This window comes from Segatella copri, from assembly GCF_026015465.1.
GTDB lineage: Bacteria > Bacteroidota > Bacteroidia > Bacteroidales > Bacteroidaceae > Prevotella > Prevotella copri_E.
This window is the reverse complement of the sequence record NZ_JAPDUQ010000001.1, coordinates 717,199-729,004: the sequence shown is the minus strand read 5'-3', so window position 1 is coordinate 729,004 and position 11,806 is coordinate 717,199. Positions and strand designations below refer to the sequence as shown.

Genomic DNA, 11,806 nt, shown 5'->3' with positions numbered 1-11,806 from the left:
AAGCCCGAGCTTGTGAAAGTTTGGGCTTTGTTGTAAATAAAAATGTTTTTTAAAGATTTCGTATCTGTGAAAAGGCAAAAAATAAAAAGGGGTGCGTCACAGACTTATGACACACCCTCTTTTCTTGAAGATCTGTGACTCGCATGGGGCTCGAACCCATGACCCCAACATTAAAAGTGTTGTGCTCTACCAGCTGAGCTAGCGAGTCAATCTTCTGCTTTATGTTTCAAAAGCGAGTGCAAAGGTACGGCAAAAATCTGAAATAACCAAATATTTTGCCATATTTTTACTGATTTTCTTCATTTTTATCTGAAATCGGGACATTTTCGCCCGTTTCTTCATGATATTGCGGCTTCTCCTTCGTTACATACCGCTGCCAGTAGGCTATGATGAGCGTTGTGAGCGGAAGGGCTACAATCAATCCCAGGAAGCCCAGAAGTGCACCCCAAACCGAGAGACTCAAGAGGAGAATGGCTGGATTCAATCCCATCGCCTTACCCATGATCTTCGGGGTAACTACCATGTCGGTGATGACCTGCACCACACAGAACACCAGAACTGCCAGACCGAATACCAGCCAGAAGTTCTGACCTGTGTCGGCAGCCTTCAGCATGGCAAGGAATGCCGTAGGGATGAGGGCGAAGGTATGGAGATACGGAACCAGGTCCATGATGCCGATGAGAATACCCAGACCTATCGCCATCGGGAAACCGATGATGGTAAAACCGATGCAGAACATGATGCCCATACAGAGCGCTACCAGTCCCTGACCACGGATATAGTTGTTGAGCTCGCGCTCCACATCCTTCATCAGCGCACTCCAGAACGGACGGTTCTTCTTAGGGAAGATTCTCACCCAGTTGGCTGTCAGCGTCTCATAATCGAGCAGGATGAAGAACATATATAATAAGGTAATCATCGATGCCACGATACTCATCAGTACCGTTGCCGTCTGGCTGACTACCGAGAAGACCTTAGGCATGGTAGTCTTGATGGCATCGCTGAAGTCCTTGCTTTTCAGAAAATGCTCTATCTGTTCCTGGTTGGCCTGCAGCCAGTCTTTGATCAGCGCCGTCAGGTTGTTGGTATGAGTCGTCTGATGCAGCCATCGTGTCAACACCTCACCGAGTTTGTCAAACTGGTCAATCATCGGAGGGATGATGAGCCACAGTACGCCTCCTATAACAGCGATAGCCGTTCCCATGGCGATGAGGATAGACAGCGCACGTATTCTGACGTGGAGTTTGTTTTCGATAAACTTCACGACCGGATAGAGCAGGTAAGCGAAAAACCATGCAATGAAGAATGGCAGCAGTACGCTGCTCAGATAATTGGTCATGTAGAGCACGGCCAGTACGATGAGGGTAACCCCCGCCCATCTTATAAATTTATCAAATGTAATCTCCTTTCCCATAACTGTTCCTTTTGTTATAATTTTTCGTTAAGAATCGCCTTCTGGTAGCATTCCCTGCAGAGTGGCTCGTATTCATCTTTCTCGCCCAGGAGCACCCGTTTGTCGTTATTGACCAACCGGTGGCTCACATAGGCAACCGATCCGCACTTTACGCAGATGGCATGAACCTTGGTCACCTCGTCGGCGATGGCACAGAGAGCAGGAATCGGACCGAAGGGAACTCCCTTGAAGTCCATATCCAGTCCTGCCACGATAACTCTCACGCCACGGTTGGCAAGTTCGTTGCAAACCTCCACGAGCCCATTGTCCAGGAACTGGGCTTCATCGATACCCACCACGTCGATATCAGAAGCCAATAGCAGTATCGATCCAGAGGACTCAATAGGAGTAGACCGGATAGAGTTCTGATCATGGCTCACTACATCTTCCTCGGAGTAACGAGTGTCAAGCGCCGGCTTAAAGATTTCCACCTTCTGCTTGGCGAACTTCGCACGCTTCATTCTTCGGATCAATTCCTCTGTTTTTCCGGAGAACATCGATCCGCACACCACTTCAATTCTTCCGGGACGGTGTGCCTCCCCAATTAGATTTTCTGTCATTTCGGGGGCAAAATTAATAATAAGGTTTTAAAAAATGCAAAGAAATGCGTTTTTTTTTTGCTAAGAAAGATTAATTAACTACATTTGCGGACAGTATGGGCACATTATACATCGTTCCGACTCCTGTTGGTAACATGGAGGACATGACAATGCGAGCCATTCGCATACTGAAAGAAGCGGATTTGGTACTCGCTGAGGACACTCGAACATCGAGTGTCCTGCTGAAGCATTTCGATATCAGAAATCGATTAGTGGCTCACCATAAGTTTAACGAACATGGCACCTCTTCTGCCATCGTAGAGCGACTGAAGGGTGGCGAAACCATTGCCTTGATCAGCGATGCCGGAACACCGGGTATCAGCGATCCTGGTTTTTACCTCGCCCGCGAGGCAGCCAAGGCAGGCATTACGGTGCAGACTTTGCCTGGACCTACGGCATGCATTCCTGCCATCGTTTCATCGGGCTTGCCATGCGACCGTTTCTGTTTCGAAGGATTCATTCCGCAGAAAAAGGGCAGACAGACCTATCTTGAATCATTGAAGGATGAGGTGCGCACCATGATTTTCTATGAGTCGCCTTATCGTGTGGTGAAAACCTTGCAGCAGTTTGCCGAGGTTTTCGGGGATGACAGACAGGTGAGCTGTTGTCGTGAAATATCCAAACTCCACGAGGAGAGTGTGAGGGGTACGCTTGCCGAGGTCATCGCTCATTTTGAGGAGACAGAACCAAGAGGCGAATTTGTCATCGTATTGGCAGGAAAAGATCCTAAACAGCTCAAGGAGGAGATGAAGGAAAAGAAGCGTGAAGAGCGCCGGCAGAAGAAAAACGGGGCTCGCAGGGATGAAGAAAGTAATGAATAAAGTATAGGAAGCGACGCGTTTTACGCGAAAAGATAATTTTTTAAATCAAACATTAAAAAGGAAAATGATTATGAAAAAGCTATTATTTGCGGCATGTTTAGCTGCTTTTTGCTTGACCAGTTGCAACAACGGCAAGAACAACACCCAGGATTTGGCAAATCAGCAGAATGATTCGCTAAACAGTATCATCGCTCAGAAAGATAGCGAAATTAACGATATGATGGGTACATTGAATGAAATCCAGGACGGTTTGAACCAGATTAGTGAGGCTGAACACAGAGTAACTATTCTGAAGAACGGTGAGGGTGCCAACAAGAGACAGCAGCTCAAGGAGGATGTTCAGTTCATCGCTACCCGTATGCAGCAGAACCGCGAACTCCTGGCTAAACTGCAGAAGCAGATGGCTAACAGCTCTTTGCAGGCTGACCAGTTGAAGAAGGCCATCGCAAACCTTCAGGAGCAGATTGCACAGAAGGATAAGGAACTTCAGGCGCTTCGCGAGGAGTTGGATAAGAAGGATATTCATATTGCAGCGCTCGACGAGACTATCAACAATCTGAATACCAAGACCTCTCGTCTTACTACTGAAAGCAGCCAGAAGACAGAGACAATCAATGCACAGGACAAGCAGCTCAACACTGCCTGGTACGTATTCGGTACCAAGAAGGAGTTGAAGGAGCAGCATATCATGGAAGCTGGTAAGGTAATGACCGGTAATTTCAACAAGAGTTATTTCACCAAGGTTGATATCCGCAACATTTCTGAAATCAAGTTGATGTCAAAGTCGGCTAAGTTGCTCACTACCCACCCATCCAGCTCTTATGCATTGGTACGTGATGCTAACAAGCAGTATACTCTCCGCATCACCAATCCACAGATTTTCTGGAGCACCAGCAAGTATCTTGTAGTGCTCGTTAAGTAATTATCTCTTTCTCTGAAAGAAATCCTGCATGAGTGCGCGGCACTCATCTTCCAATACGCCCGATGTAATTGTCGTCTTAGGATGCAGTGCATCGGGCGCATATTTTGTATACCCCCTTTTCTCGTCGCTGGCACCATATACCACGCGGCTGATCTGTGCCCATCCCAGCGCTCCGGCGCACATCACGCAGGGTTCTACCGTAACGTAGAGGGTACAGTCTTTCAGGTATTTTCCTCCCAGCATGTTGGCTCCCGAAGTGATTGCCTGCATTTCGGCATGAGCCGTAACATCGGTCAGCATCTCCGTAAGATTGTGGGCACGCGATATGATCCGGTCTTTACAAACGATGATGGCGCCTACCGGAATCTCGTCTTCATCGAATGCCGCCTGAGCCTCCATCAGGGCACGGCGCATGTATGCTTCGTCTTTATTCTTATTATCTTCCATTGTTTTTCGTGCAAAATTACATAAAAAAGTTTGAAGTGTGGACTTTTTTTGTTATTTTTGCAAGGTAAATGCATCTTTTGATGCAAAATAAAGGAAATAGACTATGGCAGAGCATAATGAATTAGGAAAATGGGGAGAAGACGAGGCTACTCTCTATCTCGAGAATGAAGGCTATGTCGTTATCGACAGAGACTGGAGAGCCGGCAAGCGGGATTTGGATATCCTTGCCGTTTCGCCGGATGGAAAGACGCTGGTTGTGGTAGAAGTAAAGACCCGTTCGGGTGAAGAATACCAGCAGCCCGAGGAAGCCGTAGATGCCAAGAAGATGCGTAATCTGGCAATAGCCGCCAATACTTACGTCAAGGAACAGAAGGTAGATAGGGAGCTGCGCTTTGATGTTGTTACCGTGGTAGGGGTAGGCCATCAGGTGAAACGCATCGAGCATCTTGTGGATGCCTTCAACCCGTTGCTGATTTGACAACCCGTTGTGTATCGCTATACATTATTATATAGACATGGAAAAGAAGATTATACGATTAAAGGAAGTGGATTCCACGAATGCCTTCCTGAAGAATTTGGGTACTTATGATGAAGATGCGCTAACCATTGCCATTGCTGACTATCAGACAGCAGGCAGGGGACAGGGCGTGCATACCTGGGAGAGCGAGCCGGGCAAGAACCTCCTCTTCAGTATAATGATGTGTCCTAAGTGGGTTCCTTTGCGCCAGCAGTTCCTCCTTTCCGAGGCTGGTGCGCTCGCCGTGAAGGATGCTCTTGATTCCTATACGGACGGCATTACGCTGAAATGGCCGAATGATGTGTACTGGTATGACAAGAAAATCAGTGGCACGCTGATAGAGACCGTCATCGACTCTAAGGGCATCAAGCGCTGCATCTTCGGTATCGGTATTGATGTCAATCAGACTGAGTTCCACAGCGATGCGCCCAACCCTGTATCTCTGGCTCAGATTCTGGGTCATGAGGTGGATAGGGAAGAGGTGCTGCAGAAGGTGATTGAGGCTTTCTGCAGATACTACGAACTTCTGCGTCGTGCCGACTATATGGATGTGTCGGGCATTTATCATCTTTCTCTCTACCGTCGCAAGGGCTATCACTGGTATGAGGATAAGGACGGTAAGTTCGAGGGTGCCTTCGTAGAGGTGGAGGACGATGGTCATCTCATCCTTCATGACAAGAAGGGAGTAATACGCTCGTATGCGTTCGGAGAAATCAAGTTCCTGGTTAATAGTTTATAGATAATAGTTAATAGTTAATGGTTTATAGGAGGCTACGCCCTATAAACTGTTAACTGTAAATTGTAAATTAAAATAAAATGGCAAAGTTTAAAAGAATTCTTTTGAAATTGAGCGGCGAGAGTCTGATGGGCAAGCAGAGCTTCGGCATCGACCCAGAGCGCCTGAGTGATTATGCTAAGCAGATTAAGGAGGTCCATGAGATGGGCGTTCAGATAGGCATTGTGATAGGTGGTGGTAACATCTTCCGCGGTTTGAGCGGAAGCCAGAAGGGTTTCGACCGTGTCAAGGGCGACCAGATGGGTATGTGTGCTACCGTTATCAATTCCCTGGCATTGAGCAGCGCACTCGGAGCCTTGGGCGTTAAGAACAAGGTGCTTACTGCCATCCGCATGGAGCCTATCGGCGAATTCTACACCAAGTGGAAGGCGATTGAGGCGATGGAGGCAGGCTATATCTGCATCTTCTCTGCAGGTACAGGTAGTCCATACTTCACTACCGATACCGGTTCTTCTCTCCGCGGTATCGAAATCGAGGCTGACGTGATGCTCAAGGGTACCCGTGTAGACGGCATCTATACCGCCGACCCAGAGAAGGATCCTACAGCTACCAAGTTCAAGGACATCACCTATGATGAGATTTATACCAAGGGCTTGAAGGTAATGGATTTGACAGCTACCACCATGTGTAAGGAAAACAACCTTCCTATCTACGTGTTCAATATGGATGTTGTAGGTAACCTCAAGAAGGTGATGGATGGAGAGGAGATCGGTACGCTCGTACACAACTAACCCTCTCTCAGCAGGTAGAAAAAGCAAATGCGACTGGATTCACATCTAGCCGCATTTTTCAATTAATAATCTACATAAATACCTAAATATCCCAATAAAGGGGATTTCTTCTATTTCGTCTTCTTCAGATAAATAATCGCCGAGATGATGACGTATGCCACGATGACAAGCCACCAGCCGGTGAGGAAGCCGATCAGACCATCGAGTGCTACCGAAGTAGCGAGAATGATGATGGTGAGCGCGGCAAAGCCATATTTCACCTCATTGCCCTTGAAACCCCACTGCTTGAACTTCAAGGCGAAAAGAGGCATCTCGCAAACCAGCAGATAGCTGGTGATGAGAATCAGAGCCAGAATGATGAATACCGACCATGAATATCCTTCGAGCCAGCTTGGATTGAACACAATCAGCGAACCCCAGAACAGGGCGTTGGCTGGTGTAGGAACACCGATGAAAGAGGTAGTTTGGCGCTCATCAAGATTAAACTTAGCCAGTCGCAATGCCGAGAAGGCTGCGATGATGAAGGCTACGTAAGGCAGCCATGGGCGCAAAGGCTCCAGAAACCCCGGATATTCCATCACAAAGAGTTGTGAGAATACGATGGTGGCAGGAGCCACACCGAAGGTTACGTCATCTGCCAGCGAATCGAGCTCCTTGCCTATTGGCGATGAAACGTGCAGCAGGCGGGCGCTCATGCCGTCAAAGAAGTCGAATACGGCTCCGATGATAATCCATAACAATGCCATCTTTGGGTTCCCGCCGAAGGCAAACGATGTTGCGATGCAGCCCGAAACCAGGTTGCAGCAGGTTATCGTGTTTGGAATATGTTTCTTGATACTCATTTCTTTACAGTATATTATGATAGAGTGAAAGCCGGAAGTATGTTCCGGCTTGCCCTCTATCTGTCAATATGTTATTTCAATTTAGCGATGATGGTCTGGTCGCCAGTAGTTGACTGTCCCATCTTTACGCATACTTCTGTACCTACAGGCAGGTAGACATCCACGCGTGAACCCAGCTTGATGAATCCCAGGTGCTCGTCGATGAAGCATTCTTCCCCTTCCTTGGCATAGGTTACGATGCGGCGTGCCACCGCACCGGCAATCTGGCGGCACAGTACATCCACTCCCTCAGGTGTGGTAATCATCACGTCGGCATGCTCGTTTTCCTCGCTAGCCTTAGGCAGCCATGCCTTGTGGTAGTTGCCGTCCACATGCTTCACGAATTTTACCTTTCCGTCTACCGGGAACCAGTTGGCATGAACATTCCAGAGGCTCATGAAGATGGAAATCATCAGGCGGCGGTCACCGAAGTAGGGAGCATTCTCCACCTCTTCTATCACCACAATCTTTCCGTCGGCTGGTGCTACTACCAGTTTCGAAGTATCCTCTACGTTGAGGTATCTGATAGGACAACGGTAGAAGTTGAGCACGATACCATATACCGTACCGAACACAACAACAAAAGCCCAGAACGGAATCTTGTTGTCTAAGGTTGTCCACAATATAGCCGCAATGACTACTAACGCTATCGCTCCGGTTACCAGCTGATCGGTACCTTCGCGGTGCAATCTTATCTTTTTTAATTTCTTTATTTTCTGTCCCATATAGTAGGATTAAGTTTTTATTGGTGCAAAGGTACGGCATTTTTATCACTTTTGCAAATTTTTTGTGGGTTTCTTTTACCTTTTTCAATATTTTCGCATATTTCTTTTGGCTTTTTCAATATTTCGCCGTAACTTTGTTGTCAAAATTCGAATTTTAAACAGATAATGGAAGATTTTGTTCATTTGCATGTACACACCCAATACTCCATCCTCGACGGCCAGTCGAAGATACCACATCTGGTAGATAAGGCCATCAAGGACGGCATGAAGGGTATGGCGGTAACCGACCACGGTGTGATGTTCGGCATCAAGGAACTCACCGACTATTGCGGCAAGATTAATAAAGACCGCAAGAAGGAGGGACTCGAACCTTTCAAGCCTATCATAGGCTGCGAGATGTATGTGGCACACCGAACCAAGGCCGACCGAGAGAAGGATAAGGGCGATATGAGCGGTTATCACCTCATTGTACTTGCCAAGAATTATAATGGATACAAGAACCTCATCAAGCTGGTGAGCAATTCGTGGGTGGATGGTTACTACATGCGCCCACGAACCGACCGTGCCGATCTGGAGAAGTATCACGAAGACCTCATCGTCTGCTCGGCATGTATTGCAGGCGAGGTGCCATCCAAGATTCTGCATGGTGACCTGGAAGGAGCCCGCGAGGCTTGCCAGTGGTACCACAACCTCTTTGGCGATGATTACTATCTCGAGCTCCAGCGACATAAAGTGCCTGATGATCCCAGTCTGCTTGCCAACCGCGAGGCTTACGAGTTGCAGCAGCGTGCCAACAAGGAACTCATCAAGATGGCAAGGGAGTTTAACATCAAGCTGGTGTGCACCAACGACTGCCACTTCGAGGATAAGGAGACTGCCGAGGCTCACGACCATCTGCTCTGTATCGCTACCGGCAAGGATCTCGACGACCCTAACCGTATGCGCTATTCCAAGCAGGAATGGTTCAAGACCCGCCAGGAGATGAACGAGGTGTTCTCGGATATTCCCGAAGCACTTTCCAATACCCTCGAAGTATTAGATAAGGTAGAAATCTACAGCATCGACCATGGTCCTATCATGCCTTTCTTCCCGATTCCGGAGAGCTTCGGTACCGAGGAGCAGTTGCGACAGAAGGTATCAGAAGAAGATCTCTACAAGGAGTTTACCTCTGATGAGAACGGCAAGAACCCGCTGCCACCTGAGGAAGGTCAGAAGGTAATCGACCGATTGGGCGGTTACGATAAGATATACCGTATCAAGTTTGAGGCAGAATATCTGCGCCACCTTGCCTACGAGGGAGCCAAAAAGCTTTATGGCGACCCGCTGCCCGAGAATGTAGACGAGCACGTAAACTTCGAGCTCCACGTGATGAAGACCATGGGTTTCCCGGGCTACTTCCTCATTGTGTCAGACTTCATCAGGGCGGCGCGCGAGGAACTCGGCGTGATGGTGGGCCCGGGACGTGGATCTGCGGCAGGTTCGGTGGTGGCTTACTGCTTGGGCATTACCAAGATTGACCCATTGAAATATGACCTCCTGTTTGAGCGTTTCCTGAACCCAGACCGTGTGAACCTTCCGGATATTGATACCGACTTTGATGATGACGGCCGAGGCAAGGTGCTGAGATGGGTAATGGATAAGTACGGTCATGAGAACTGTGCCCATATCATTACTTACGGTTCCATGGCGACGAAGAACTCCATCAAGGATGTGGCGCGTGTCGAGAAACTGCCGTTGGATAAGGCGAATGCACTCTGCAAGGCTATCCCAGACCGTTTGCCTGACGGTGCCAAGATGAACCTGACCAATGCCATCAAATATACCCCAGAGCTGCGCGAGGCTGAGTTCTCCAACGATCCGCGCGAAAGCAATACCATCAAGTATGCCAAGATGCTCGAGGGAACCATCCGAGGCACGGGTATCCATGCCTGCGGATTCATCATCTGCCGCGACCCTATCAGCAGCTGGGTGCCTGTATCTACTGCCGATGACCCTGATTTCCCGGGACTGAAGACGGCGGTAACACAGTACGACGGCCATGTCATCGAGACCACCGGTCTTATCAAAATGGACTTCCTGGGCTTGAAGACCCTCTCCGAGATGAAGGAGGCATGCAAGGTTATCAAGCAGACTACGGGCGATGTCGTTGACCTCGATACCATCCCTATCGATGACGAACTGACCTATCAGCTCTATCAGCGCGGTCAGACCATCGGAACCTTCCAGTTCGAGTCGCCGGGTATGCAGAAGTATCTCCGTGAGCTGAAGCCTACGGTGTTCGAGGACCTCATCGCCATGAACGCCCTCTACCGTCCGGGACCTATGGATTATATCCCTGATTTCATTGCCCGCAAGAACGGCAAACAGGCGATTACCTACGATATCCCGTGTATGGAGAAGTATCTGAAGGATACCTACGGCATTACGGTCTATCAGGAGCAGGTGATGCTTCTCTCCCGTCAGCTTGCCAGCTTCACCCGAGGCGAGTCAGATGCCCTGCGTAAGGCGATGGGTAAGAAGAAAAAGGCTATCGTAGATGCGATGAAGCCTAAGTTTATCAAGCAGGGGCAGGAGAACGGCCACGACCCGAAGGTGCTGGAAAAGATATGGGGCGACTGGGAGAAGTTTGCTTCCTACGCCTTCAACAAGTCGCATGCCACCTGTTATTCATGGGTAGCCTACCAGACCGCCTATCTCAAGGCGCACTATCCTGCCGAATACATGGCGGCGCTGATGACCCGACGCTTTGCACAGATTACCGAAATCACCAAGCTGATGGAGGAGTGCCAGTCGATGGGCATCAAGACCTTGGGTCCGGATGTGAACGAGAGTTACCGCGTGTTCGGTGTGAACGAGCATGGAGAGATACGTTTCGGTCTTTCAGCCATCAAGGGTATGGGTGCTCCGGCAGCTGATGCCATCGTGGCAGAGCGACTGAAGAACGGACTTTATAAGAGCATCTTCGATTTTGCCGAGCGTGTAGATTACTCCAGCGTGAACCGCAAGGCTTTCGAAACCTTGGCGCTGAGTGGCGGTTTCGACAGCTTCGGCATCCGTCGCGAACAGTTCTTCGGCAAGAACAACAAGGGCGAAACCTTCCTCGATACGCTGGTGCGCTACGGTCAGCTCTTCCAGCAGGAACAGCACGAGGCTGCCACCTCACTCTTTGGCGATACCGAGGCGATAGAGATAGCTACGCCGCCTATTCCTGATGTAGAGAGCTGGAGTACCATCGAACGTCTGAACCGTGAGCGCGAGCTTGTGGGCATCTATCTTTCTGCCCATCCGCTCGATGAGTACAGCATCATCCTCAACTCCCTCTGCAATACTCATTGCTCAGAACTGGGCGACAAGCAGGAGCTGGCAAAGAAGGAGGATGTGGTGCTGGGCGGCATCATTACGGGTGTGAAGTCGAAGTTTACCAAGACGGGCAAGCCGTGCGGTTTCGTTACGCTCGAAGACTTTGAGGGCTCAGGCGAGCTGGCTCTCTTTGGCGAGGACTGGGGCAAGTGGCGCGGTATCATGGTTGAAGGCAGCACCATCTACATCACCGCCAAGTGCGTTTCCCGTTACGGCAATGCCAACTATCTCGATTTCCAGATAGGCAATGTGGAGTATCTGCAGACGGTCAAGGAGAACCGCATCGACCGCTTTACCATCAATGTGGAGAGCGATGCGATAGATGAAACGATGGTTAGTGACCTGCAGACCATTCTGGAGAATGACGAGGGCAAGGCGCAGCTCTTTTTCCAGATACATGATGTTGACAGCAATACCTATCTGCTGATGCGTGCCCGTGAGCATACGGTGGGTGTGGGCCATGCTCTCATCCAGTATATCGAGCAGCATCCTAAGATGAGCTATCAGATCAATTAGAGATAATTTTAGTTTTAATATATAAAAAATTTAGGAAA

Annotated in this window: 11 protein-coding genes and 1 tRNA gene; 6 read left to right on the top strand and 6 right to left on the bottom strand. The window is 49.1% G+C overall.

The genetic code is table 11. The features are described 5' to 3' along the window. Positions 1 to 135: 135 nt before the first annotated feature. From ONT08_RS03175 to ONT08_RS03165, 3 genes are all read right to left on the bottom strand, one after another. Positions 136 to 208, bottom strand: a tRNA-Lys gene (locus ONT08_RS03175). 78 nt (positions 209 to 286) lie between these two features. Then, a complete protein-coding gene (locus tag ONT08_RS03170; protein WP_006847861.1) occupies positions 287 to 1,414 on the bottom strand; it encodes an AI-2E family transporter in 1,128 nt (375 codons plus the stop codon). A 14-nt stretch (positions 1,415 to 1,428) separates the two neighbouring features. Continuing rightward, positions 1,429 to 2,013, bottom strand: coding sequence for a thymidine kinase (locus tag ONT08_RS03165; RefSeq protein ID WP_006847860.1), 585 nt, complete (start codon positions 2,011 to 2,013; stop codon positions 1,429 to 1,431). Positions 2,014 to 2,108: 95 nt separating this feature from the next. Between ONT08_RS03165 and rsmI the strand changes: the two genes are divergently transcribed. After that, positions 2,109 to 2,873: a 16S rRNA (cytidine(1402)-2'-O)-methyltransferase gene (gene rsmI, locus ONT08_RS03160; protein WP_022122104.1), complete on the top strand. Its 765-nt coding sequence runs from the start codon at positions 2,109 to 2,111 to the stop codon at positions 2,871 to 2,873. A gap of 70 nt (positions 2,874 to 2,943) precedes the next feature. After that, positions 2,944 to 3,795, top strand: coding sequence for a hypothetical protein (locus tag ONT08_RS03155; protein WP_264959228.1), 852 nt, complete (start codon positions 2,944 to 2,946; stop codon positions 3,793 to 3,795). Here ONT08_RS03155 and ONT08_RS03150 read toward each other — a convergent pair whose 3' ends face one another. Continuing rightward, complete coding sequence (locus ONT08_RS03150; RefSeq protein ID WP_254974114.1) at positions 3,796 to 4,242, bottom strand: nucleoside deaminase; 447 nt, start codon at positions 4,240 to 4,242, stop codon at positions 3,796 to 3,798. It abuts the gene before it with no gap. 103 nt (positions 4,243 to 4,345) lie between these two features. Here ONT08_RS03150 and ONT08_RS03145 point away from each other — a divergent pair, with 103 nt between their 5' ends. The 3 genes from ONT08_RS03145 to pyrH all read left to right on the top strand — a co-directional run bounded on the left by ONT08_RS03145 (position 4,346) and on the right by pyrH (position 6,286). Further along, the gene (locus tag ONT08_RS03145; protein WP_118201214.1) at positions 4,346 to 4,720 is read left to right on the top strand and encodes a YraN family protein; all 375 of its coding nucleotides are present in this window, start codon (positions 4,346 to 4,348) and stop codon (positions 4,718 to 4,720) included. 37 nt (positions 4,721 to 4,757) lie between these two features. Continuing rightward, complete coding sequence (locus ONT08_RS03140; RefSeq protein WP_119236411.1) at positions 4,758 to 5,498, top strand: biotin--[acetyl-CoA-carboxylase] ligase; 741 nt, start codon at positions 4,758 to 4,760, stop codon at positions 5,496 to 5,498. Positions 5,499 to 5,575: 77 nt separating this feature from the next. Next, complete coding sequence (gene pyrH, locus ONT08_RS03135) at positions 5,576 to 6,286, top strand: UMP kinase (protein ID WP_006847854.1); 711 nt, start codon at positions 5,576 to 5,578, stop codon at positions 6,284 to 6,286. Positions 6,287 to 6,396: 110 nt separating this feature from the next. Here pyrH and pssA read toward each other — a convergent pair whose 3' ends face one another. Together pssA and ONT08_RS03125 are read right to left on the bottom strand one after the other, a co-directional pair. Beyond that, on the bottom strand, positions 6,397 to 7,128 hold the full coding sequence (pssA, locus tag ONT08_RS03130) for a CDP-diacylglycerol--serine O-phosphatidyltransferase (RefSeq protein ID WP_118081209.1): 732 nt from the start codon (positions 7,126 to 7,128) through the stop codon (positions 6,397 to 6,399). Positions 7,129 to 7,199: 71 nt separating this feature from the next. Beyond that, positions 7,200 to 7,892 (bottom strand): phosphatidylserine decarboxylase family protein, encoded by a 693-nt coding sequence (locus ONT08_RS03125; protein WP_117587403.1) that lies wholly within the window; start codon positions 7,890 to 7,892, stop codon positions 7,200 to 7,202. Between the two features lie 165 nt (positions 7,893 to 8,057). Between ONT08_RS03125 and dnaE the strand changes: the two genes are divergently transcribed. Next, positions 8,058 to 11,768, top strand: coding sequence for a DNA polymerase III subunit alpha (dnaE, locus tag ONT08_RS03120; RefSeq protein WP_264959227.1), 3,711 nt, complete (start codon positions 8,058 to 8,060; stop codon positions 11,766 to 11,768). Positions 11,769 to 11,806: the final 38 nt, after the last annotated feature.